The sequence below is a fragment of the Adlercreutzia rubneri genome, from assembly GCF_009755265.1.
GTDB classification, from domain to species: Bacteria; Actinomycetota; Coriobacteriia; order Coriobacteriales; family Eggerthellaceae; genus Adlercreutzia; species Adlercreutzia rubneri.
In genome coordinates, this window is sequence record NZ_WPOO01000002.1 from 157,610 (window position 1) to 183,080 (window position 25,471).

At 59.5% G+C, this 25,471-nt stretch carries 18 protein-coding genes; 17 read left to right on the forward strand and 1 reads right to left on the reverse strand.

Translation table 11 applies throughout. The features are described 5' to 3' along the window. Window position 1: 1 nt before the first annotated feature. The 5 genes from GO707_RS02200 to GO707_RS02220 all read left to right on the forward strand — a co-directional run bounded on the left by GO707_RS02200 (window position 2) and on the right by GO707_RS02220 (window position 4,641). A complete protein-coding gene (locus tag GO707_RS02200; RefSeq protein ID WP_114548465.1) occupies window positions 2-598 on the forward strand; it encodes a 4Fe-4S dicluster domain-containing protein in 597 nt (198 codons plus the stop codon). Window positions 599-692: 94 nt separating this feature from the next. Further along, window positions 693-2,435, forward strand: coding sequence for an ATP-binding protein (locus GO707_RS02205; RefSeq protein ID WP_114548464.1), 1,743 nt, complete (start codon window positions 693-695; stop codon window positions 2,433-2,435). Next, on the forward strand, window positions 2,432-3,163 hold the full coding sequence (locus GO707_RS02210; RefSeq protein ID WP_231699539.1) for a response regulator transcription factor: 732 nt from the start codon (window positions 2,432-2,434) through the stop codon (window positions 3,161-3,163). Before GO707_RS02205 ends, GO707_RS02210 begins: the two co-directional genes overlap by 4 nt. Window positions 3,164-3,359: 196 nt before the next feature. After that, window positions 3,360-4,010 carry an FAD-binding protein gene (locus GO707_RS02215; protein ID WP_198160983.1) on the forward strand — a complete coding sequence of 217 codons (651 nt, stop codon included), beginning with the start codon at window positions 3,360-3,362 and terminating at the stop codon, window positions 4,008-4,010. Window positions 4,011-4,029: 19 nt separating this feature from the next. Further along, on the forward strand, window positions 4,030-4,641 hold the full coding sequence (locus tag GO707_RS02220; RefSeq protein ID WP_198160984.1) for an FAD-binding protein: 612 nt from the start codon (window positions 4,030-4,032) through the stop codon (window positions 4,639-4,641). A gap of 132 nt (window positions 4,642-4,773) precedes the next feature. Here GO707_RS02220 and GO707_RS12675 read toward each other — a convergent pair whose 3' ends face one another. Continuing rightward, window positions 4,774-5,970: a helix-turn-helix transcriptional regulator gene (locus tag GO707_RS12675; RefSeq protein WP_114548461.1), complete on the reverse strand. Its 1,197-nt coding sequence runs from the start codon at window positions 5,968-5,970 to the stop codon at window positions 4,774-4,776. 374 nt (window positions 5,971-6,344) lie between these two features. Here GO707_RS12675 and GO707_RS02230 point away from each other — a divergent pair, with 374 nt between their 5' ends. The 12 genes from GO707_RS02230 (at window position 6,345) to GO707_RS02285 (ending at window position 25,467) form a co-directional block, all read left to right on the forward strand. Beyond that, window positions 6,345-13,235 carry an InlB B-repeat-containing protein gene (locus GO707_RS02230; RefSeq protein ID WP_157011882.1) on the forward strand — a complete coding sequence of 2,297 codons (6,891 nt, stop codon included), beginning with the start codon at window positions 6,345-6,347 and terminating at the stop codon, window positions 13,233-13,235. Between the two features lie 434 nt (window positions 13,236-13,669). Beyond that, window positions 13,670-14,332, forward strand: coding sequence for a response regulator transcription factor (locus tag GO707_RS12680; RefSeq protein ID WP_114548458.1), 663 nt, complete (start codon window positions 13,670-13,672; stop codon window positions 14,330-14,332). Between the two features lie 132 nt (window positions 14,333-14,464). Then, window positions 14,465-15,700, forward strand: a complete 1,236-nt coding sequence (locus GO707_RS02240) for a phenylacetate--CoA ligase family protein (RefSeq protein ID WP_114548457.1) — start codon at window positions 14,465-14,467, stop codon at window positions 15,698-15,700. Window positions 15,701-15,742: 42 nt separating this feature from the next. Next, window positions 15,743-17,851 carry a bifunctional diguanylate cyclase/phosphohydrolase gene (locus GO707_RS02245; RefSeq protein ID WP_198160985.1) on the forward strand — a complete coding sequence of 703 codons (2,109 nt, stop codon included), beginning with the start codon at window positions 15,743-15,745 and terminating at the stop codon, window positions 17,849-17,851. Window positions 17,852-17,882: 31 nt separating this feature from the next. Further along, window positions 17,883-18,245, forward strand: coding sequence for an Hpt domain-containing protein (locus tag GO707_RS02250; protein WP_114538943.1), 363 nt, complete (start codon window positions 17,883-17,885; stop codon window positions 18,243-18,245). 16 nt (window positions 18,246-18,261) lie between these two features. Beyond that, entirely contained in the window at window positions 18,262-21,258 is a 2,997-nt protein-coding gene (locus GO707_RS02255; protein WP_181869642.1) for a response regulator, read from the forward strand. Between the two features lie 4 nt (window positions 21,259-21,262). Then, window positions 21,263-22,255 (forward strand): transglutaminase-like domain-containing protein, encoded by a 993-nt coding sequence (locus tag GO707_RS02260; protein WP_114538945.1) that lies wholly within the window; start codon window positions 21,263-21,265, stop codon window positions 22,253-22,255. Between the two features lie 19 nt (window positions 22,256-22,274). Next, window positions 22,275-23,327, forward strand: coding sequence for a type II secretion system F family protein (locus tag GO707_RS02265; protein ID WP_114538946.1), 1,053 nt, complete (start codon window positions 22,275-22,277; stop codon window positions 23,325-23,327). Between the two features lie 5 nt (window positions 23,328-23,332). Beyond that, window positions 23,333-23,656 (forward strand): hypothetical protein, encoded by a 324-nt coding sequence (locus tag GO707_RS02270; RefSeq protein ID WP_041714710.1) that lies wholly within the window; start codon window positions 23,333-23,335, stop codon window positions 23,654-23,656. After that, window positions 23,653-24,279 carry a DUF4860 domain-containing protein gene (locus GO707_RS02275; protein ID WP_022741577.1) on the forward strand — a complete coding sequence of 209 codons (627 nt, stop codon included), beginning with the start codon at window positions 23,653-23,655 and terminating at the stop codon, window positions 24,277-24,279. Before GO707_RS02270 ends, GO707_RS02275 begins: the two co-directional genes overlap by 4 nt. Beyond that, window positions 24,279-25,055, forward strand: coding sequence for a hypothetical protein (locus GO707_RS02280; RefSeq protein ID WP_114538947.1), 777 nt, complete (start codon window positions 24,279-24,281; stop codon window positions 25,053-25,055). Before GO707_RS02275 ends, GO707_RS02280 begins: the two co-directional genes overlap by 1 nt. Continuing rightward, complete coding sequence (locus tag GO707_RS02285) at window positions 25,048-25,467, forward strand: S4A5 electrogenic sodium bicarbonate cotransporter 4 (RefSeq protein WP_114538948.1); 420 nt, start codon at window positions 25,048-25,050, stop codon at window positions 25,465-25,467. The genes GO707_RS02280 and GO707_RS02285 overlap by 8 nt, the downstream gene beginning before the upstream one ends. Window positions 25,468-25,471: the final 4 nt, after the last annotated feature.

Genomic DNA, 25,471 nt, shown 5'->3' on the forward strand with positions numbered 1-25,471 from the left:
TATGGCCGACGTGAAAGAGAACAAGAACCCGCAGGGATTCTATTTCAACCAGCAGATGTGCATAGGCTGCCGTACGTGTCAGGTGGCCTGCAAGGATAAGAACGACCTGGAAGTAGGCTACCTCTTTCGCCGGGTGGAAAGCTTCGAAGTGGGGGAATTCCCCGCTCCCGCCACTTTCCACTACTCCGGGGCCTGCAACCACTGCCATACTCCGGCCTGTGTGGAAGTGTGTCCTGCTGGCGCCACTTACATCAACGAGGAAGACGGCACGGTGCAGCATGACGATGAAGCGTGCATCGGCTGCGGCTACTGCGTGAAGGCTTGCCCCTATGGACACCCGGTGCTCATCGAGGAGTTGAACGTCGTGCATCGTTGCGACGGATGCATCGATCTTCGCTCGGCAGGGGAGAAGCCGGCTTGCGTGGCGGCTTGCCCCATGCGCGCACTCGATTTCGGGCCTATCGAGGAATTGCGCGCTGCTCATCCTGACGGGGTGAACCAGATCTCGGTGCTGCCCGAGCCCACCACCGATCCCTCGGTGGTTATCGATGCCCGTCAGGCGGCCTTTGCCGGCGAGCTGAAGCAGCTCGTTCTGTAGCCACCTTTCCGCCGAGCCGGGCCGTGCGACCTCCCTCCCGTCGTACGGTCCGGCTTTCCGCGCTACACTGGTCGAAGGTGGAAGGGGGGCGAAAGTGAAGCTGAAAACCAAATTTCTCTGCCTGATCGCCGTGCTGCTGGCGGTGTCGCTCGGTGCGAACTTGGTTTGGACTTCCGCAAACAAGCATGCCCAAATGGAAAACGAGTTGCGGGAGCAGGCGCGCGCCCTCGCTCAGCAAATGGATGCCGTCTGGGAATTCATGGTGGCCAATCAAGACCGCCTGGCCCAAGTGGCCTTCACGGAAGATGGCGTGTACCAAGGGCTTCACTGCGCCATTGCTGGTCGCATCATCGGTCAGTCTTTCACGATGCATTCCGATTACACGACGCGGTTCGTGAATTTCAATCCGCGCAATAAAGCTGGTGAGCCCGATGGCTACGAGGCGGCCGCGCTCTCCGCGTTCCACGACGATGCAAGTCGTGCCGACTACTACGGCTTTACCGACTATGAGGGACACCAAGTCTTTCGATATGTGGCTCCCATGACCATAGATGAGGCCTGCCTGCAGTGCCATGGCGAACCGGCTGGGGAGCTGGACGTGACCGGCACTCCCAAAGAGGGGTGGAAAATGGGGGATATCGGTGGCGCCATCAGCATCATTATGCCGCTCGACGTGTACCAGGCCAATGAGCGCGATTCCATTGCTCAAGATGTCCTGTTCTTCGCCGTCATGCTGGCGGTGTGCTTGGTCGTGGTGTATGTGGCGCTGACCTATTTGGTCACACGGCCTTTGGGCAAAATTCGTTCCGGTGTGGACGAGGTGTCAGAAGGCAATCTTGATGTGCGTCTCAGCTATAGCGAATCGTCCCAAGAAATGAGTTCGCTCACGACGGCCTTCAACGACATGGCCCACGAGCTTGCTGATGTTTACGCAGGACTTGAAGACGAGGTGGCTGATCGGACGGCTCAGCTGCAGCAGGCTAACGAGGTGCTCGAGCAGCAGCGCCGCCAGCTGGAAGCGGTCAACGCTCAGCTGGTGGATGAGAATCAGTACAAGAGCGACTTCCTCTCTATGGTGAGCCATGAGCTGCGCACGCCGCTCACTTCCATCGTGGCCTTTGCCGATCTGCTGAGCAAGCATCGTGCAGGAGCTGACGAGAACGAGGCTAAGGCCTTGGCGGGCATCGAAGCTAACTCCCAGGCGCTCATGCTGATGATCAACGACATCCTGGAGATGAGTCGTCTTGATGCCGGTCGCGTGAAGCTGAGTCTGGAAGTGGTGGACGTCGGCGATGTGGTGGGCATCGTGCGCGCCACGGTAGGGCCCCTGGCGGCTAAGGAGCATTTGGAGTTCACGAACGAGGTGGCTCCGGACGTGCCGCTCGTGCAGGGCGATTTCGACAAGCTCGTCCACGTGCTACAGAATTTGTGCGGCAACGCGGTGAAATTTACGCCTGACGGGGGTACCGTGCATCTTGGGGCCGCTTTCCACCCTGCCAGCTCAAAAGACGCTGTCGATGAGGTATGGCTTACGGTGGCTGATAGCGGCATCGGCATAGATGCCGCAGATCAGGAACGTATCTTCGAGAAGTTCGTGCAGGTGGATTCCTCATCCACCCGGCGCTACAACGGTACGGGATTGGGACTCGCCATCGTGCGCGAGTACGCCGAGATGCACGGGGGCTCTGTGAGCGTGGAAAGCGAGCTGGGCCAGGGAGCTTCCTTTGTCGTGCGCATCCCTGTGTCTGGCCCGGTTTCGCGAGAAACGGCAGAGAAGGACGAGAAATCTGGTAGCGGGCCTAGTGGCGAAGACCTTCCGAAGGGGGAACAATCATGAATCGACCCATCAAAGTGATGCTTATCGACGACGATCCGGGCATTCACGAAAGTCTTCGAGCCGTCGTAGAAGAAGCGGGCTACGAGTTCTGCGGGGCTCTTGGCGGGCGAGAGGGGCTTCGGCTGTTGGATGACGAGCACCCCGATCTGTTGCTTCTCGACGTGATGATGCCCGGCATGAATGGCTTCGACGTCTGCCAGCAAATGCGCGAGGAGGGACGTCGCATTCCCGTTATCTTTCTCACAGCGAAAAACGACATCGTAGACAAGAGCACGGGTTTCAAGGCCGGTGCCGATGACTACGTGACCAAGCCCTTCATCGCCGATGAGCTGCTGCTGCGCATCGACGCTCACGTGCGGCGTCACCGCGGCGACATCGAACATGCGCGCAAAAATTCAACCGATGCCAGCGAGCTGGCGCGCCGCGAACCGTGCCGCATAGGAGATCTGGAAGTGTTCTTCGATCGCTACGAAGTGCATTTGCACGGCGAGACAGTTCCTCTGACGGCTAAGGAATTTGAAATACTTGCGCTTTTGGCCGAAAGCCCCGGAGAGGTGTTCACGCGACGCCGCATCTACGAGCACCTGTGGGGCGAGACGGCGGAGGTGGATGAGAACTCCATCACGGTGTTCATGCGCAAGATCCGCGAAAAGATTGAGAACAATCCCAGCGAGCCGCGATATCTGCTCACTGTCTGGCGCGTTGGCTATAAGCTGGCGGCAGAGTAGCGAGTGACGGGATAGGCTGTCGCTGCGTTTCTCATTTTTGGTTCTGATCGGCCATTTTCCCTAAAATCATACCTTTCGGATGAGTGCTTTAGGACATATCGCCGCTTTCGTGAGACTGACGGCGAGGCGCCAATGTCCTTACGATGCAGGGGTAACCGAACCGGCAGGGACGCTGGTTCGCCGAAAGGAGGAAGTAATGGGAGAAATCAAGGGAATGGGTCGTCGCGACTTCTTGAAGACGGCTGCTCTCTCTGGTCTGGCGCTGGGAGGTGCTGCTGCACTGACGGGTTGTGCCCCCTCGACGGGCGCGGAAAAGGGCGCGAGCGCGAAGGCGAGCGCCGGCGCCGATGTTGCTTGGGATAAGGAAGTAGACGTGCTCGTCATCGGCTCGGGCACCGGTGCGTTCGCGGCTCTGGTCGCCGCGGCCAAGGGCGCCGAATCGGTGTGCCTTGTCGAGAAGGGAACCATGTGGGGCGGCACTGCCGCTACCTCGGGCGGCGGCCTGGCTGTGCCGCTGACCTACGCCGCCACCGACGCCGGCATCACCGACAGCAAGGAAGAGGTGGTCAAGTACTTCACCAACGCCACCGACGGTCGCGTCGATCAGGCTGTGCTCAACTCGTTCATCGATAACGGCAGCACCTTCATCGACTGGATTTCTGAGGAGATGGGCTGGAAGTTCGCAGCCTCGCCGCTATTCGGCGATTACTACGAGCCCATGGATGGCTGGATTCCCATGGGTCGCGGCAGCCTCGGCGCCGCCGACGCCAGCGGTTCGCTCTCGGCTGCTCAGATGTGGGATCAGATGTCCCTACGACCTGTTCAACCAGGCGTTCGCCTACTATGACACGGGCGAGCCGGGCCATGTGAACATCCCCGCCTACTTCATTTGCGATGCTGCCTGCTGGGCTACCTACTCGCTTCCCGGCCACACGGTAGGCGCCGTGGGCGATGGCGAGGACAGCTACTTCAACGAGACCTACGGCGGAGAAGCTTCCGACCCGTCGGAGGTGCCGGCGCATTTCGTGAAGGCCGACACTCTGGAAGAGCTCGCCGAGAAGCTGGGTATCGACGCGGCTGGCCTCGCTGCCGAGATTGCGACCTTCAACGAGAACGCTGCCAAGGGCGTTGACCCGGTGTACCATCGCGGCGAGAAGCACCTGGACATCAACACCACCGGCGTTATGGCCGGTAGCCGAACCGATCTGGCGAACCCGGTGCTCGCGCCGCTGGCCACGGGCCCGTTCTACGGCGCCGTGTATGTGCCCGGCACCTGCGGCACCGCCGGCGGTCTCACCATTAACGAGAACGCTCAGGTCGTGAACGTGAACGGCGAGCCCATCGAGCACCTGTACGCCGTGGGCAACTGCTCCTCCGGCGTATCGGGTGGAACGTACGTGCACGGCGGCATCAGCCTGGGTTCGGGCGCCGTCATGAGCTGGGTGGCCGTGAACCACGTCCTGGCCGCCAAGGCTTAAGCCAACTTCTGCTGGCAGCGGATCCCTCCCTACGCTGCCAGCCCATACCCTTCCCTTTGGCGGCTTCGCTTCGGCGAAGCCGCCTCCTTTATCAACGGAAGGAAGGCGCTTTAATGGGGAGCATTCCTTTTGCTAATGAGGGAGGTTCTGCTTGAAGTAGTCGATAAGCTCCTGTTTGGAGTGGATGCCGAGTTTCGCGTAGATGCGCTTCGCGTGGGTGCGGGCCGTGCCCTCCGAGATGAACAGCTCTTGCTGCACAATGCGCAGGCTTCGTCCCTCTAGGAGAAGGGACGCCACTTCGGTCTCCCTTTTGGTGAGGCCTGCCTTTCGAGCTACGTCCTCTACGGCCGATTCGCGACTCATGCTTGCCGCGCGTCCCAGAGTGTTCACCCATATCCCCGAGAAGGCGAAGAACCCCACAAGGGTGAGAAGGCACACGAAGGAAGACAGATCAACGAGAATAGGGTCTGGCAGCGGGATGAAATGCTCACGGCCGATCAGCCCGATCGCAATGCCGAGGCCCCAGCATAGGTTAATGAGGGCGAAGTAGGTGGCCTTCCGCAAATCGAGGCCGAACGCCGTGATAATGCCGAGCAGCAGGAAGAGCAGCTGCGAGATGAGGAACAGCGGTGCGGGGCGAGTGAACAGCTCCGAGGGGGAGGTGGCCATGGATACCGTGCCGAGTGCCACCACCAAACCGGTTGCGAGACCGACGAGGCACGGTACGACGATAGGCGAGGACAGGCGTACCTTCTTGGGCAGAGGCCCCAGGCGTGTGGAACTTGGTGCGGGGTTGTTTGCGCCTGCGAGCATGACGAGGGGTGCGGCTATGATGCAAGCGTCGTATACGGCTCGCGGCACGAGCAAGAGCCCCAGGTTTAACAGGTAGAAAAGCAGCAGCGAGCCGGACAGCGCCACCGATAGCGTGGAAAAGTCATCGCATTTCGCCAAGGTCTCCAGTCGAAGCAATGCGGCGAAAGTGCAAGCCACGGTCAAGGAAAGAATGAGCGTCGCATGCAGTGTGGCACTGGAGATGGGCATGTGGGGCTCTAGGGCCAAGCCGAGGGTCGTGAACGTGGCCGCAAGGGCGCCGCCGATGCGAATGGCTTTGGGGATGCGATCCCATCGCGCCCGGCCTATGCCTATGACCAAGGCGATGCCGATGAGTGGGCCTGGTATGGCGGGCGTTGCAACAGAGTCGATAAAGGATACGGTGAAAAGGCTGTCGTAATTAATTTGATGCAGCCAGAGCCAGATGATGGCATCGAGTAGGGCTATCTGCGCTGCCTGTTTCCGGTTGACCCTATGGGCCTTCAGATTGATTTGCACGATCCCCTCCCTTGAAATAAGCAAACCATGTCTTTTGGTCGAGAAAAGCCCAAGTATCCGTTTTTGTTAGACGGGCATTTTCTGGCCCGCTGGATATGCTTCCTGCGGGTTTGGTCTCGGGCTCTGCAATTTGCTCGTGGAAGACAATGTAGCAAACCTGGGGCCGAGCCTATCCGTTGGAAGTTTTTTTGTCAAGAAAGAGGCCGCGGCATGAGACGGCTTTCGAGCCCCTGGAAAAGGGATTCATTTTTGTGTCCGTTTTGAAACCAATATGAGTGTTTTATCAGGCTTAACCTCCACTTATGCCGAATCTGTTCTTGATAAAATCGAAGGGTTTTTGAGAGAGCGAAATACGTGCGAGAAGGAACGGTCTTATGGTTTCTCGTTTCGAATATCATGGCAAGGAAAGCTTGATGGAAAAGCGCCGCCAAAGGCGCAAAGAGCAGCTGAGGAATCGGACGGTGGCCCTGGCGGCGGGCTTGTTGCTGGCGGGTGTTTGCGGTGTGTCGAGCGCCCTTGCGGCTACTGGGGGTTCGGACGGGTTCGATGTGGTGGACGTCCTGCAGGATACCGCCTCGTTGAGCGCCGCGCCTTCCAGCCTTGTTCCTGCTGAGGACGACGCGCTCTGGCAGGTGGCTGCCGAAGGTGGGAGCGATGCCGCCCTGAAGGAGATTGCGAGCCGGGGTGCCAATCTCCTAGCCGCCCGATCTGGAGGTCAGAGAGCGGTTGAGGGAATGCGAATTACGACTGCCCTGATTAAGGTAGAAGGTGTACTCGATCAAAATTTGGCAAATGATAGCTCCTTCTCCGTCGACTTCAACAAGCAATTCACCCTGCACATTGAGGTGGAAAGCGAGTTGAATCTGGCGAATAAAAAGGTGGAGATCACCGTGCCCGACGGGCTGACCGTGGTGGAGTACCCCATCCCCGAGCGGGGTGACATGGCGGAGAGCGTAACGCCTGAAAGCATTGACCAGCTGCACAGTGTGAACAACTACGGCGGCTACCACCCCACAAATGGCACCATCACCTATTCTCTCAAAAATACGGCGGAAAAGAACAGCTTTAATATCGTTCTGGCCCCGGACACCGTTCTCTGGAACAGAACAAAGGAGCAGGAGCTTAAGGATTCGCTCAAAATCGAAGTCTACACAGGCGATCGAACATATCAGACAATCTCTGCCACTCCAAAGATTACGGGCAAATACAATGATACGCCTAGTGACAACAGAGCGATCCAGACCGGCCCCAGACTGTCCCGGATTGGCGTGAAGACTGGTGTACCCACGGCGGCGAATCAGCCCTTTGCCCTGCGGCAAATCTGGATAAACCCGGACAAGGACTACATCGATATGCCCCAGTTCTTTAAGAAGCTGGAGCTCACCATTGCCTTGCCATACTACACAGAAAATGGCAACAATATTTATGCGAAACTCGATCATATCACCTGGGATCCTGCGGGAGAGTCTACCAGGCTCAACCTGCTGGATCCGGAAAACCACAAGGGTGGTGACGATAGCTATAAGGACGGCTTTAACTTCACAAAGACGGTAGACGATGCCAATCACACTGTTAAACTGACCTGGGAAAACTTGTACCTGGAGTATGCGCAGGATTACTTTACCCCCTATTTTAAGTGGACGTCCGATTGTGACATCACAACTACAAATGCCGTCAGGTGGGGCAGCGATTCGATTCTCAACACCGGTAAGACAGCCCCCGGATGCTACGAGGGGAAGACGCCCACTACTGGCGATGCCTCCGCAGTGGGCGGAACGATCACCTGGCAGGATGACAGTACGTGGTATCTCTATAATGGCGACTGCACTACGCTCAGCTTCACTGCTCAAGCAGGAGAGAGCATGAGCGTGAATGGAAAAGCCAACAATCAGCCAATCTATAATAATTACGCAAGCGATTCCAATATTATCTATTATCTGGGACAGTTCCATGTGGTCAACCAGGGCGGCGCCGTGAGCGCCAATAAGACGGTGGAATTCACCTATGGAAACAATGATAAAATCGGCGTCACCGCCCAGAAGATTCCTGCAACCACGGGCAATGTTGTGGAAGTCTGGTACACGACGACAACGAACCCAACCGAACAAAAGTACAACGGCACCCTCATCAGCAGCGGCGGCTTTGTCGCCTTTACCACCCAGATGGCAGGACTTGGCAAGGGCGAGTATTTCACCAAGATCAAGGCCAACGTAGGCAGCTATGAGAAGGACTACGTGGGCTATGTGTCCTCCCGTGATCAGGATCCCACGTCGGGATATGCTACCACCTTCGGCAAGCTGCTGACCGCAGACGAGGCTACGTATTCCAACTTTGCTTCCATGAAAATGTACGATACCGGTTCAGGTGATAGCACGGCCAAATCGGGCAACTATACCGTAAAGGTCACAAACACAAGGGGCGAGATCCCCTTGGCCATGGAGCAGGCGTACGAGGAGAATTCCTTGGAGCGGGTGCCGATCCTGAGCAAGACCTCCGCAACAGCGGGAGAGACCATTACCTTCAACGGTCTGCTCAGCTCGTCCGCTTATCCTTATTCTTCCAACAATATTACAACGGATCAGGAAATCTATATCCGTCTGCCGGAAAAGATCACGGTCAAAAACCTCAAGCTATACCAAGAGGTTGGAAGAATGGCGGATAAGGTTTTCCTCCTCGACGCGGTTACGGAGACGGTAACGAGTCCCCAAAGGACCGAGATTGCCAAAGACTCATACAGCTTTGTGGAGGTAACATCTGCTGCCGAAACCGGCTATAAGCTGTACAAGATCACCTTTATGGACGCGGATAACCCCGCAAAGGTTGGCTGGTTCACCGACGGGCTGGGGCAGTACCAGATCGGGATTTCCTTTGATATGGAGATCGCCAAGGACGCCGATGCCATGACCTTGGATATGCGGGACTGCGTACGGTTCAAGAGCGCATCCCTGACCTCCACATCCAACAACGGCACCCTGGCCCAATATCAGGTTATGGATGATAGGGTGCGGTACAGCACCTTCAACGTCAACGCAAAGGGCGCGAAGCTCTCGGTGGTGGCGGCCCGGCTGGGCTTGACCTTCACCTTCGGCGCAAGAATGCTGGACAAGTCAAACACGGAACCAGACTATGACGCAGGCGACTACTCAAACTTCGAGGAAAAGGGCGACAAGGTCTATCTCAAAGATGCGGATCATGTTGTGGACATGCTTTTTACCCTCAAGAATGAAACTGGACGAGTTTTTTCCAAGGACGACGCGCAGGCCTTTTATTACTTTATTCCGGTGCCCAAAGAGGGGGATTTCTGGGATAGTCATATGCAAGATAAGGCATTTGACTTTGACATGATGCTGACGGGAGAACCGACGCTCAGCGGTGCATCTGCAGTCCGCAATCATATTCAGGTAACGTACAGCACCAAGGTTGATGCAAGCGCAGCCCCTGGAGATTCTTTTCACTATAGTACTGTTACGAATGATAACTATGTTACGGCAGAAAAAATTACCAATTGGGGCGATGTGAAAATGATTCGCATCGCGGCTACGAGTGATACCGAAAGCATTCCGGAGGATGCGGATCTAAAAGTTAACCTGCGTCTGAGTCCAAAGTTTGACAGCAGCGCCGATCTTGTGGGCAGCGTGGTCAACTTTGGGCCTTGCGGCGTGTCTCCCTATTCCGTGGGCAGCACGCTCAATCAGGGGCACAACCCCTTGTCACGCATTCAAGTTGAGTTCCAGACGGGCGTTATTGAAGGGAAGGTCTTTATTGATAAAGACTTCGATGGCGTCTATACGGAAGACGCGGATGATCTCTATACCGGTAAGATTAAAGTAAGTGCACCTCATCAGAATGGAGTTGGCGCCGACGACACCGAAAGCCACGAGACAATTACCGAAACGGGTGTGTTTAAATTCACGGGCCGGCGGGCAGATACCTACCATGTGATTGTTGCCAACCCCGGCAGCAGCGATGCCAACGGCGATAATCCGCTGAAGTTTTCTCTACCAGAAAGTGGAGGGGCGTTTGGTCTGGGTGATGACGAGACGACCGCTACGGCCACGGTGACGCTTGAAAAAGGAACAGGCAAAGGCACCGCCGATCTGGCGATTGGTCTTCAGCAACCCCATACTGTTTCCTTTAGTGCAGAAAACGCAACGCTGAGCGCCTCTTCAACCAAGGTGTGGCACAACGATGCGCTGAAGGAGGGCATTCCGACGGTTACGGCCTCGAGTGGCTGGAGATTCACGGGGAACTGGACAGACGAAGCCACCACGTATACCACTGACCAGTTGAAGGAGCAGGTAATCAATGCGGATGACAAGACCTTTGCTGCCGAGGTGAAGAAGCTCTACTCGGTGACCTATGACTTGAACGGCGGAACCGGAGCGGGTGCTCCGGAAACCACGCAGCATGTTGAAGGCGAGAAGGTTTCGCCAAATTATACGGGCACCAGCAGTCTGAACAAGGGAGAGAAGACGATCTTTGTCGGCTGGAGCCTGGAGAAAATCGCGGACGTTCTTCAGGAGGATGCGACTCAAGAAACCATCGGCAAGATCATCTCTACGGATCAGCATGACATGCCCGATCATGACGTCCACCTTTATGCCGTCTATGCGATGGATGCCAATGGTAACAGCAATCCGGATTACAACGACGATGCCGTCCATGTCCGTTATCACGGCAACAATGGTGACTATACCGACATCATCTGTCCCCACCATCATGTGATAGGGGCAAAGGAACAGCTCTCCACCAACGGTGCGGTTTCCGGTAAAAGCCTGGGGCATGATGACGACGCATCGAGTGCTGCCGCTGAGGTAAAAAACCATACCTTTACTTACGGTACCAACATCTTTGTCGGCTGGAGCACTACGCCGATCCTTGACCGTGTGATAAAAACCAAGGCGGATCACGATGACTTGAAAGACAGCATCGTGACAGAGGTGACGATGCTGTCAAAGCCAGGCGCCGACGTTTCTGCGGATGACGCTAAAGATACGAGCAAGTACGCCGATGCAGATGGCAATACCAACGTCTACGCCGTCTGGGCCGCCGATCGCAACGGGAACAAAGTAGCTGACTACACAGAAGAATATCAGCTGACCTATGAAGCCAACGCTAGAGACGGTGACACGGTTGGCGCGATGCCCACGATCAGCGGAGCGCACATCCCCTCCGACAAGGTGACCTTGAGCGACGCCAAGCCCACGCATAGCGATGTAGATGGCAAGAAAGTGGTTTTCATCGGTTGGACCGAAACGCAAACGAATTCAATTTTCGGCCGTGCCGATGAGGCGCCGGCTACGGTTACCGAAGTCACCTTTGGAGCTGCTGACAAGACAGTCTACGCTGCCTGGGGCTATGACGAAGACGACGATGGCGTGGCCGATGCGCTGGAAACGTACTCTCTCATCTACGATCTTAACGGAGGCAGCGGAACGCCTCCAGCGCAAGTGAGCAATATCGCGAAAGGCAGTGAAGTCAAGCTGACCACGGAGGCAGGTTTCCGTCGCAACGCCAATGAGCTTTTCGTCGGATGGAGCGCCACGGAACACGAGGATGCCTTCACGGCGGCCCAGAAGGAGGAGCTCAAGCAGGCTCTCATCACAGGCACGAGCGTCATTTTCGATACGGCGGACAGAACGTTGTATGCCGTTTGGGCTGCCGACCGCAACGGCAACCACGTGGCGGACTATCAAGAGCCGCAGTACAAGATCAATTATGACGGCAACGCGCAGTCGGGAGGGTCGATCGAAGGCTTGCCCAGCGATAGCGAAATCCATCTGACGAGTGAAACCGTCACGCTCAGCACCGCTACGCCAATCTATCACTCTGCCGACGGCAAGAGCATCGCTTTCCTTGGTTGGACGGAGCGGCCCGCCAAGATCCTGAGCCGCAGCGATGACGAGCCGACCTTGGTAACGAGCGTTGCGTTCGACGATGCCGATAAAACCGTCTATGCCGCTTGGGGCTATGACGACAACAGGAACAATGTCGCCGACGTATTGGAGACCTACTCGCTTTCCTACGATTTGAATGGCGGCGTTGGCTCTGCCCCGGCAGGCCAGACCGACATCAGGAAGGGCACGCCGGTTCCGTTGACGTCGGATACGGGCTTCAGCCGGCAGCCCAGAAATCCCGACGGCATCACAGAAATCTTCGCAGGTTGGAGTCGGGCTAAGCACGAAGATGCCTTTACAGCGGAGCAGCGAGATGAAGCAAAGAAGGCGCTGGTCTCGGGCAAAATTATCATGGGAACGGAAGACCTTACTCTCTATGCCGTATGGGCACAGGACCGCAACAATAGCGGAGTACCTGATTTCTCCGAAACGTCATACAAGATCATCTACGACGGAAACGCTCAGGAAAATGGTACAGTTAAGGGGCTTCCCGTTGATGAGGGGCTTCATCTTGCCGGCGACACGGTATCTCTCGGCAGTGCTCGGCCCACTCACAGCGGCCTGAACGGCAAGGAAGTGGTGTTCCTCGGCTGGACGCTCAGTCGTGTCGACGGCATCTTCGATCATGAGGCGGCGCCCACCTCTGCCGATGAGGGCATGGCTCGCGATGGAGCGGCCTCCCACGCCTATGTTAATAGCGTGGAGCTTGTCGATGCCGATGTAACGGTGTACGCGGCATGGGGGTATCAGGAGCATGTTTGGGGCGACTGGGCTGTCGAAACTCCTTCGACCTGCGTTCAGCAAGGAACCGAAAAGCGCACCTGCACTACGTGTGACGCCGTTGAAAGACGGCCGCTCGATGTTCTTCCCCACGAGTGGGAGGCGAATTTCACGGTAGACAAGCCCGTTACCTGCGTTGAGGACGGTCTGAAATCGAATCATTGCAAGCATTGCGGCGCAACGAGATATGCGACGCCCATCCCGTCGGTGGGGCACGTGTTCGGCGGTTGGAAGGCCGATGCGGCGGGGCACTGGCGCGAGTGCACTGTCTGCAACGTCAAGGCGGCTGCGGGGGCTCATGAGTTCCGCGAGGTGATGGCCGATGATGGGCGTCGTCACGAGGTGTGCTCGGTTTGCGGTTACGATCGCGAGAAGCAGGCTATTCTCCCCGCGACGGATGGCGCGAGTGCGGCCAATGGCAGAGGCGGTTCCAGTTGGTTCCAAACGCTAATCCATCTTCCGCAGACGGGCGATCCGCAGGGTTGGTGGGTGGTCGTCCTTTTGGTGGCAACAGCACTTGGGGCGGGCATTTCGGTAGTAGCCTTCGGGCGCATGCGCCGTCTTGCGAGGGGTCGACACGCCAAATAGCGGGAAGGATCATCGGATGGAGCTACGAGAGGACAAGCTCTCGTGTTTAGCAGGAAAGTAGGGCAGGGTGACGCCAAGCAGCCGTCGGGCATCGTATGATTCGCGTAAAATCGTAACATCGCAAAAGGGCGATACGGGATTCGCTTCGGATGGTGCGGATCCGGCGATGCGCGAGGCGAGTCGCTTCGCTTTGCGCACCGTAAAGCATGAGAAAGGTGAACCGATGGGTTTTCCGAGGGAATTAAAGAGAACTGCTGCTGGTGCGGCCGGCTGCAGCTGCCCTTTTAATCCTCAGGGCAAAAAACAGCTCGGGGGGGGGGCTCCCAGAAAACAATAGGCGCCGCAAGGGGCGCTGACCCCTCTGTTGCGACCGCGCCGACCGCGCCGACCGTCCTTGCGGCCGCCCCTTCGAACGGGAGAGGGGGCAGATAGTCGTGGCGAACATCGTTATTGTTGAAGGCGAGCAATGCGTGGCTGATGTCGTGAAAGCCGCCTTCGAGCGCGAGGGCCATTATTGCGTCACGGTGTGTGACGGGCTTGATGCCGTTGACGCCATTGTAGAAGCGGATTTCGATCTTGCCGTTCTGGGCCTTGGTCTGACGGGCATCGACAGTATTCAATTACTCGAGTACATTCGCACGCTCGATATCCCTACGATCATGGTGCTTGACGCCTCTCAAGAGAAAGAGTGCCTGCACTGCATGGAAATCGGGGCAAGCGCCTGCATCATCAAGCCTTTTTCGGTTCGGGAGCTGCTGTCGTGCGCCAATAAGTTTCTCGAACGCGGCGCGCTCCGCGAGACGCTGCGCATGGGCACGACGGAGATCGATACGACGGCGCGGCAGGTGCGCATAGCCGGATGCGAAGTGGTTCTTTCCCCCAAAGAGTACGATCTGCTCATGCTGTTCGTGAGGAATCCCCATCGCGCTTTTAGCCGAGAAGATATTTATGAGCGCGTATGGCACGGTTATTACCCTTCGAAGTCGAAGGCTGTCGATATAGCCGTTGCGCGTTTACGGAAAAAGATGGGCTGGGACGCGGAGATCAAGGCCATCCGCAAATTCGGCTACCGATTCGATCCGCCATCTATGGGTTAATCCGTCATCTTTCCAGCCATCACCTCGCCTTTTCCCTGCGCGATTATCGTGATTCACGAGTGCGAGTTGTTGCCAGTTTGTTAGAATGGGGCATACTCGCAACAAATGTGTCCGAAGGAGAGATGCGCGCCCATGGAAATGACGAAAGAGCAGCTTGAGCTTATCGCCAATCAGCTGGCCACCATTAAGGAGCGGTCGCCGTTCTACGCGAAGAAGTTCGAAGGTATCGATGTCGCGGACGTGCGCACCCAGGCCGACTTCGAAAAGCTGCCCTTTTCCGAGAAAGATGACCTGCGCGCGGTGTATCCGCTGGGGTTGCAGGCGGTGCCCGACGAGGAAGTCGTGCGCATCCACAGCTCCTCGGGCACCACGGGCACGCCGGTTATCATCCCCTACACCCAGCAGGACGTCATCGACTGGGCCACGCAGTTCGCCCGCTGCTACGAGATGGCGGGCATCACCCCGCTCGACCGCATCCAAATCACCCCGGGCTACGGCCTGTGGACGGCCGGCATCGGTTTCCAGCTGGGCGCCGAGCGCCTGGGCGCCATGGCCATTCCCATGGGGCCGGGCAACACCGAGAAGCAGCTGAAGATGATGCAGGATCTGAAGTCCACGGTCATCTGCGCCACCAGCTCCTACGCGCTGCTTCTCGCCGAGGAGATCACCAAGCGCAACCTGCGCGACAAGATTCACCTGAAGAAGGGCGTCATCGGCTCCGAGCGCTGGGGCGAGAAGATGCGCAACCGCATTCAGGACGAGCTGGGCATCGAGATTTACGACATTTACGGCCTCACCGAGGTGTACGGCCCGGGCATCGGCATTTCCTGCGACGCTCACGACGGCATGCACATCTGGGACGACTTTGTCTACATCGAGATCGTCGATCCCGAAACCGGCGAGGTGCTGCCCGACGGCCAGGAGGGCGAGCTCGTGCTCACCACGCTGCGCAAGCAGGGCGCGCCGCTCATTCGCTACCGCACCCACGACCTCACGCGCATCGTGCCCGGCACCTGCGCCTGCGGCAGCCGCCATCCGCGCATCGCCACGCTCACCGGGCGCACCGACGATATGTTCAAGGTGAAGGGCTGCAACATGTTCCCGGCCCAGGTGGAGGAGGTCATCAAGGCCACCGACGGCACCAGCTCCGAATACCAGGTGATGATCGAGGCCGTCGATGGCCACGACGTGCTCACCGTGCTGTTCGAGACGCCGCTTGAAGGCGAGGCGCTGGCGCGCTGCGAGGAGGAGCTCGCGCTCATCTTCAAGGCGAAGCTCGGCTGCACGCCGGAGGCGAAGGGCGTGCCCATGGGCGAGCTGCCGCGTTCCGAAAAGAAGACCAAGCGCATCTTCGACAGCCGCTACTAAGCGCGCCGCATTCGAAAGGGGGCGAGAGCCATCATTACGAGCTTGAGTGAGAAGCAGACGATCCTCATCGTTGATGACTCGATGCTGAATCGCGCATTGCTTGCCGACATGATCGGCGATGCCTACCGCATCATCGAGGCGGAGGACGGCAAGCAGGCCGTGGCGGCGTTGCAGAAAGAGGGCGCGGGCATATCGCTCGTGCTGCTCGACTACGTCATGCCGCAGATGAACGGCTTCGACGTGCTGGAGGTCATGAACAAAAACGGCTGGATCAAGGACATCCCGGTCATCATGGTGTCCGCCGAGTCCGACGCCGCCTATATCGAACGCGCCTACGAGCTGGGCGTGACCGACTTCATCAACCGCCCCTACGACGTGAACATCGTCCGCCGCCGCGTCATGAACACGCTCATGCTGTACCAGAAGCAGCGCACGCTCATGGGCATGGTGGCCGACCAGGTGTACGAGCGCGAGAAGTCCAACAACCTCATGGTGTACATCTTGTCGCACATCGTGGAGTTCCGCAACGGCGAAAGCGGCATGCACGTGCTGAATGTGCAGGCCATGACCGAGATGATCTTGACGCAGCTCATGCGCCTGACCGATCAGTATCCGCTGACCACCGAGGACATCTCGCTTATCACGATGGCCTCCAGCTTGCACGACATCGGCAAGATCGCCATCCCCGAGGAGATCCTGAACAAGCCGGGCCGTTTCACCGACGAAGAGTTCGCCATCATGAAGACCCACTCCGCCGTGGGCTCCGATATGCTGGACGATCTGGAGCTGTACAAGGACGAGAAGCTAGTGAAGGTCGCGCGGGACATCTGCCGCTGGCACCATGAGCGCTGGGACGGCCGGGGGTACCCCGATGGCCTTGTGGGCGACGACATTCCCATATCGGCCCAGGTAGTTGCCCTGGCCGATGTGTACGACGCCCTTACGAGTCGCCGCGTTTACAAGCCGCCGTTCAGCCACGAAGAGGCCCTGCGCATGATTCGCGAAGGGGAGTGCGGCGCGTTCAACCCGCTTATTCTGGAATGCCTGACGGCGGTGGCGGGTGATTTGGAGAAGCGCCTGAACCACGGCATCACGGGCCGCGAGATTTCGATTGACTCGCTGCATTTGTCCGAGGCGACGCTGGATAACGGCGACGCCGAGGCCTCGAGCCGCACCCTCGAGCTGCTCGACTACGAGCGCATGAAGTACCACTTCTTCGCTTCCATGAGCAACGAGGTGCAGTTCGAGTTCACCGAAGAGCCGCCGATGATCGTGCTGTCCGACTGGAGCGACCACAAGCTCGATCTGCCCGAAATTATCATGGATCCCTACAACGATGAGGCTTTCTGCGCGACGTTCGGCAAGGAGAACCTGGAGAAGCTCAGCCGTCTTCTGCGCACCACCACCATTGATGATCCGGTGATCGATATGGAGATGGAAGCCACCGTGGGCGACGAGCTGCGTTGGTTCCATGTGCTGGCCCGCGCGCTGTGGTCGGGGCCGTCCGATCCGGTTTACCTGGGCTCTATCGGTAAGCTCATCGATATCGACGATCGCCAGGCTGAGCTGATCGACCTGCAGTTCAAGGCCTACCACGATCCGCTGACGGAAGTGGTCAACGGCGCCTTCGCCCGCAAGGTCATCGCCGAGCGCTTGGGCTCGGGGGAGGCGTGCGACCGTCATCGCGACCGTCATGTGCTGGCGTTGTGCGATCTGGATTTCTTCAAGCAGGCCAACGACACCTACGGCCACCAGTTCGGCGATCGCGTGCTGAAGCACTTCGCGGAGCGCCTGCAGGAAAGCGTGCGCGGTGAGGACGTCGTGGCTCGCGTGGGCGGCGACGAGTTCCTCTTGTGCATGGAATGCCCCGTCGACCCGCGTCCGCTGATCGACCGCATCCATCGGTCGCTTGAGGGTGACTTCGAAGGCTTCCCGCTGTCGGTTTCCATGGGTGTGGCCATTGCCGGTAGCGATGTGCGCGACTACGATGAGCTGTTCCGCCGGGCCGATGTAGCGCTGTATCACAAGAAGCGCGGTGGCCGCAGCGGGTACGTGTTTTACAGCGATTTGGACGAGAAAGAACGGGATTTGCTGCTTGAAGAGGCGCATACGGCGCTTTCGGGCATCGACAGAGACGAATCTGACCAGTAGACTGTCACCCAAGGGATAAAAGGAGACCGAGATGTCGTTGGAGATTGCTTACGCTGCCATGGGCGGCGATTTGGAAACCGTGCGCGGACGCTTGCTTACCGACGAGCGCATCGAGAAGTTCGCGAAGATCTTTTTGCAGGACACATCGATGCAGACGTTGGAAAGCGCTCTTGAGGCGGGCGACCTCCCCGAGGCCTATCGCGGTGCCCATACGCTGAAGGGCGTGAGCCGCGATTTGGGCTTCACGCCGCTGTTCGAAGCCGCCGCCGCCCTGTCCGATGCGCTGCGTTTGGATGACGCCGGCGTGCCGGCCAACATGGAAGCGGTTCCTGAGCTCATGCCGGCCGTGCGCGACGCCTATGCCCTGGTGGTCGACTCCATCGCCATCATCTAACAAAGGAACCCAGCGAATGACTGAAACAGACAACAAAACGAGGTACGGCCGCATTGCCGTGATTCTTATCGCGCTGGCCATAGTCATCGCCGCGCTCGTTTCGTTTATCGCGATGAACAACGAACGCATCTACGAGCAGAACACGAAGTACCTTCAGGGCTCCACCGAGCAGTCGGCGCGGCGCATCAGCGAGTGGATGACCGACTCTCAGACTGAGATCAAGCTCCTGTCCTCCATGTACGAGAGCACGCTTGCGAGCGTGGACGAGATTAGCGCTGCCGGTATCGAGCAGTTGGCGAACTACACGAAGTTCGATTACACGACGATTTCTCTCAGCGATGGCCTCACCGTCGATGACAAGGGCCAGGAGGCCGACGCGAGCGATCGCGAATACTTCGCGCGGGGCATGGAAGGCGAGTCGGGCGTCTGCGCGGTCGAGAATTCGCTGTTCTACAACGACCTCTCTGTCATTTTCTACACGCCGCTTTACTTTAAGGACGAAGTGGTTGGCGTCATTTGCGGCGCGTATCGGGAAGATTCCATGGAGAAGTTCCTGCGCACCTATATTTTCAACGAGCAGACCAACACCTACTTGCTCGATCGCAACGGCGACGTTATGGCCCACTCGTCCATCACCTATACCAGCGGGGTGAAAAACGCCGTCGATCTGTATCTCGAGGACGAATCCTCGGGCAATATCTCGCGCACCGAGCTGGAGGCGTCTTTGGAAAGCGGCGTGTCCGTCACCTTCAACTACAAGGGGGATTCGGGCGCGGGCACGGCGTACGTCATGCCCATCGAGAACTACGACTGGCTCATCATGCGCACCTTCCCCAGCTCTATCACCGACGGCATGCAGAGCAGGGCGAATGCGGCCGGTCTCATGTTGGTGGCCCTCGTTGGTGGCGCGTTGGCCCTGGTGGCGGGCTTCCTGCTCGTGCAGACCATGCGCCAGCGCCGTAAGCTCTTAAGCGAGAGCGCCCATGTGACGAGCATCGTGAACTCTTCGCTGGCGCTCTTCCAGCGCTTCGCGGTGATCGATCTGGTCGCTAACACCTACGAGTATCTGAAGGACGAGGGCATTAAGGACGACCTGCCGCGCAACGGCGAGTACCATATGTTCCGCTACTACTGGCAGACGCGCTTCTGCGACGACGAGGAAGCCGAGCGCATGAAGACCGAGCTCACGCCGGAGCACATTCGCGAGCATCTGACGCCGGACACGACGTATCTGCACTTCGAGTATCGCCTGAAGGATCCCGACACGGGCGAGGTTCGCTGGTTGCAGGCCTCCATGCTGCCGCTGCAGCGCGACGCCTCCGACCAGGTGACGAGCGTGCTGCTTTCGGTGCAGGATGTCACCGACGTGAAAGAGCGCGAGATTGCGAACCACAACGCGCTGGAAGACGCGTTCCGCGAGGCCGAGCGCGCCAGCCGTGCCAAGACCGACTTCCTCAATTCCATGAGCCACGACATTCGCACGCCCATGAACTCCATCATGGGACTGACGGCCATCGCCTCGATGTATCTGGACGATCCGGAGCGCGTGAAGGACTGCCTCACGAAGATCACCACCTCGAGTCGTCACTTGCTCGGGCTCATCAACGAGGTGCTCGACATGGCGAAGATCGAGAGCGGGAACTTGGGGCTGTCGGAAGAGGACTTCGACCTGCCGGAGACGGTGGAAAGCCTCATGTCCATCATGACGCCCCAGATCAACGACAAGAAGCTGAACCTGAAGGTGGAAATCGCCGACATTCAGCACGAGCACGTGGTGGGCGATCCCATGCGCCTGCAGCAGGTGTTCGTGAACATCATGGGCAACTCGGTGAAGTTCACGCCCGAAGGCGGTACCGTGAGCCTGCGCATCAAGGAGCTGCCGAGCCGCGTGAAGGGCTCGGGCTGCTACGAGTTCACGTTCTCCGACACAGGCTGCGGCATGTCCGAGGACTTCGTGAAGACGGTGTTCGAGCCGTTTACGCGCGCCAACGATTCGCGCGTCACGAAGGTGGAGGGCACCGGCCTTGGCATGTCCATCGTGCGCTCGGTGGTGAACCTGATGAACGGCACCATCGACGTGAAGAGCAAGCTCGGCGAGGGCACCACCTTCACGGTGACGGTGTACATGAAGCTGCGCGACGGCGACGACCAGGATCTGACGCCTCTGGAGGGTCTGCGGGTGCTGGTGGCCGACGACGAGGAGGCTGCCGCTGAAAGCGCTTGCGAGGTGCTGAAGTCCATCGGCATGGAGCCCGACTACGTGTTGTCGGGCGAGGACGCCGTTGAGGCGGTGCGCCATTCGGTCGAGGATGAGCGCAGCTACGTAGCCGTTATTCTTGATTGGAAGATGCCGGGCAAAAGCGGCATCGAGGCGGCCCGCGAGATTCGCGAGATTGTCTCCGACGACATGCCCATCATCATCCTGTCGGCCTACGACTGGACGGCCGTCGAGCAGGAGGCCCGTTCGGTGGGTGTGGACGCCTTCATTGCCAAGCCGCTGTTCAAGAGCCGTCTCGTGCATGTGATGAAGGGCCTGCTCACGTCCGAAGAGGAGAGCGAGCCGACCAGCGAGTACGAGGTGCTCAAGCAGAGCGACTTCAGCGGGCATCGTGTGCTTTTGACCGAGGACAATTCCATCGCCGCCGCCATTGCCCTGGACATCATGGGCATGACGGGCTTGGAAGTGGATCATGCCGAGAACGGCCGCATCGCGGTGGAGAAGCTGCTCGATGCGGAGCCGGGCTACTACGACTTGGTGTTCATGGACATTCAGATGCCCGTGATGAACGGCTATGAGTCGGCAAGCGCTATTCGCGCCGCCGCCGAGGGCAAGGGCCTTGATGATACGACGATTACGCCGCGCCCCGATTTGGGCGAGATTCCCATCGTGGCGCTGACGGCCGATGCCTTCGCCGATGATGTGGCCCGTGCTCGTGCCGCCGGCATGAACGCCCATATGTCCAAGCCTATGGAAATCGAGCTTCTGGTGAAGACCCTGAAGGAGTGGCTGTAGCGGTTTGGCGCGCAGACTGACATACCGCCGCGCGGCGACCGTCGTTGCCGTGGCCCTGATGCTGGCGTGCGCGGCTTTGCTGGTGGCGTGCGGCGGCTCGTCGGGAGGCTCGGGGGGCACGGGCGGATCCGGCATTCCCGGAGGCTCGGGCGACCCGAACAATGGCGAGAGCACTACTTCGGGCCCGGCCTACTCCGTGCCCGGTTCGGTGGCTCTGGTCGCCTTCAACGAGGGCGCCGCCCAGACCGGCAACGAGTGCGCCATCGACACCTCGCAGCTGGCCCAGGGCGTCGTGGGCGCTTCCGCGAGAAACGATGCGCGCCTGAAGTTCCAGGTGGTCAAGGGCGAGATGAGCTACAACTACGATTTGCCCGGCGACGGCACGCCCATCATCGTGCCCATCAACATGGGCGATGGCCCCTACACCTTTCGCGTTATGCAGAACACCTCAGGTAACAACTACGTGGAGCTGTTCAGCGTCATCGAGAACGTGAACCTTTCCAGTGAGACGGCGCCCTTCCTCGTGCCGAACATGTTCGTGAATTACAACGAGTCCTCCGCCGTGGTGGCGAAGGCGCGCGAGCTGGCCCAGGGCGCTGCCAATCAGGGCGATGTCGTGCGCAACATCTACCAGTGGGTGGTGGACAACATCACCTACGATCACGACAAGGCCGCCCAGTTGGCCTCGGCCACAGGATACGTGCCCGATCCGGACGCAACGTTGGCCTCGGGGACGGGCATCTGCTTCGACTACGCATCGCTGGGCGCGGCCATGCTGCGCAGCCTTGGCATTCCCTGCCAAGTGATTACCGGCTACGTTTCTCCTGATGATGTGTACCATGCATGGAACATGGTATATATTGACGGAGAATGGATAAGCGTCGAGATAAGCATTAAGCCGAACAGCTGGACGCGCGTAGATTTGACCTTTGCCGCCAGTGGCGCCGCAAGCACCATTGGCGACGGCACGAGCTATACCGATCGTTACACCTACTAGAAGAAGGGCAGGGGACGCCATGGCCAAACCAAAACTCGATAGCGCAGGCATCAGCCTCTTCTGCGAGAGCGTTGCCATGATGCTGGCGGCGGGCATCCAGACTGACGAGGCCGTGGGAATGCTCTCCGAGGACATTGGGGATGTGGCTCTGCAGGCGACCTGCGAGAGCGTTTACGGGCGCCTGTGCGCCGGGGATACGCTGGCGGTCGCCATGAAGGCGTCCGGCGCCTTCCCCCGCTACGCCGTGGATATGGTGGGCGTGGGCGAGGCCTCGGGCCGCCTGGAGGAAGTGCTGCGCTCCCTCGGCGTCTACTACGACGAGGAGGACCGCCTCTTCGCGAAGATTCGCTCGTCGGTGGGCTATCCGGCGGCGCTGCTGTGCATCATGAGCATCATCTTGGCCTTCACGGTTATCATCATTCTGCCGGTGTTCGAGGACGTGTACGTTTCCATGGCTGGCTCGCTCACCGACGGCTCCTCGGGGGCCGTGGGCGTGTCGGTGGCTATCGGCTGGGTGGCCCTCGGCATCACGCTCATCTGCGCTATCGTGGCTGTGGGCGCTGCCATCGCCTGCCGCTCGGAAGCGGGGCGCATCGCGGTGATGCACCTTATGGAGAAGTTCCCGGCCACCCGTCCCGCTATGGAGCAGCTGGCCGTGTCCCGGTTCGCCTCGGCGCTGGCCGCCTACACCGCCTCGGGCATCAACACCGACGAGGCCATGCGGCGCGCCATCGAGGTGGTGGAGCACGAGGGGCTTAAGGTGAAGGCCACGGCCGCCTACGGGCTGATGATTGACGCGGAAAGCCCGCGCTCGCTCGCTCAGGCCATCAGCGAAGCCGAGGTGTTCGAGCAAATTCACGCGCGCCTGCTCACCATCGGCACGCGCTCCGGCTCGCTGGACGCGGCGCTCGATCGCCTGTCGGCCAACTTCTTCGACGACGCCATTCTGCAGATTGATGCCGCCATTGACAACATCGAGCCGGCTTTGGCCGCCTTTCTCACCATTGCCGTGGGGGCCACGCTCATCTCGGTCATGCTGCCGCTGATCGGCATCATGGGTTCGATCGGCTAGCCATCATGATTCACGGTAAGACAGCCCAGATGCAGCAGCGGCGCACCCGGCGGGTGGTTGCCGTCATCGCGGCCGTGGTGCTGGCCGTGCTGCTGTGGTTTGCCTGGGATATGACGAGCGCCCAGACCGAGGCCCAATCGGCGGCTTCGGTGCGCACGGCGGTGCTGGATGCGGCCATGCAGTGCGCGGCGGTGGAAGGGGCCTATCCGGCGCGCCTCAGCTATTTGGAAGAGCATTACGGGCTCATTGTGAACCACCAGGATTACGCGGTCACCTATGAGGCCTTCGCCTCCAACGTGCCGCCCAGCGTGGTGGTGGTGCCGCGATGACCGAGAAGCTGAAAGGGGCGACCCGGCTCGCCTCGTCGAGCAAGACCTACGGGGCCGGCGGTGTGCGGCGTCAGCGCGAGCGCGATTTCGGGCGCGTGTTCACAGGGCTTCTGTTCGCGCTGTTCGTGGCGACGCTGCTGATGGCCATCCTGGCCGGCACCGACGTGTATCGCGGGCTGAACCGCGAGGGAGACGCGGCCGACAACCAGCGGCTCTCGCTTACGCTGCTTGCCAACGATGTGCGGGCCAACGACCAGATTGATGCGGTGGCCTGCGCTTGGGTGACCGAAGAGGGAGTCGACATGGTCGTCGCCCAAGGCCGCGAGGAGCTGGGGCTGCCCGAAGCAGCCGGCGCCAGCGACACGCGCTGCCTTTTGGACGGCCCGGCCCTGGTGCTGCGCGAGACGCTGCCCTCCGGGGTGTACGAGACGCGCCTGTACCGCTACGACGGCGTCATCATGGAGGAGTACGCCCTGGCCGATGCCCCCTACGACCCGTCGAAGGCCACGGCCATCGTGCGGTCGTCCGTCTTCGACTTCTCCTACGGGGGAGGATTGCTGACCATCGTCACCGATGCCGGACAGACGTCGGTGGCTCTGCGCGCGGCGGGAGGTGATGCGTGATGGCCGGAGGATCCGAGAGTCGTCGCTCCATGGCGTCCGCTTCTGTGGCCGCCCATAGGGCCGAGGCGAATGTCGCCGACGCGCGCCTGGCCCGTTACAACGACCGCATCGGACGCGTACGCAAGGAGCGGGCCGTGTGGCCCGGCGCCGCCTTCATCGTGGAGGCGCTGCTTCTGCTCGTGTTTCTGACGGGCTCGCTGGCGGTGCTCATGAACCTGAACGCCGAGGCCGACCGCATAGGTCGCGAGAGCGCCGATCTGATGGACGGGCTCGTGCTGGCCTCGAATGTGGCCGAGGAGTTCGCCGCCGATCCGATTGCCTTCAAGGAAGCCTACGAGGCCGACCCCATGGCCGATCGCTGGTTGTCGCAGCCGGCGCACGAGGTAGAGAACGGCTCCGACCTCTTGTCTGCCGAGTGCACGTTTCGCACCGAGGACACCGAAGCCGGGACGATGCACTACCTGACGCTTGAGGTGTGGAAGGTGCGGGTTCTTAATGACTCGGCCAAGGCAGCCGAGGAAGGCATTGGATTTGCCCCTGGCGGTCTTTGCTTCGAGAAGTGGGAAGAGAGCCCCGTGTACGCGCTGGAGACGTCGCGCTATGTGCCCGCCGACGGTGCCCGTACCGCCCGTTCGGCTACCGGTGCGGCCGACGATGCGACGCGGTCGGTCGTGCTGGATGATCCTGCGGCGCCGCCCGTGGTGGGCGCGACCGGCGGTCCGGCCGCCGATGGCGCGGACGCGGCTCCAACCGAAGGGGAGGTGTCCCATGGCTAAGCCCCACGGTTCGGTGCGCATCGGTCCTATCAGCCTGTTCACCCTCATCATCGTGCTGTGCCTGGCCGTGCTCACGGTGCTTTCCGTCACGACATCGCTGGCGGAGCTTTCCACCACCGAGCGCCAAGCGGCCACGACCACAGAGACCTATCAGCTAGAATCCGTCGGCCAGCAGTTCGTCGCCGACGTGGACGCCGCGTTGGCTGAAGGCACATTGGAGGACGTTCTGCAGCGCTACAGCGATTCGACTGTCCGCGACGGCGAGCTCATCTCGGCTACGTTCTCGATGGAAAGCGGTCGCACGCTGGCCATCGTGCTGCGGATTCAAAACAATACCTACACCATTGAGCAATGGAAAGTCACAGCGGAATGGATCGACGACGGCACAGGCGAGAACCTGTGGCTCGGCTAGAAAG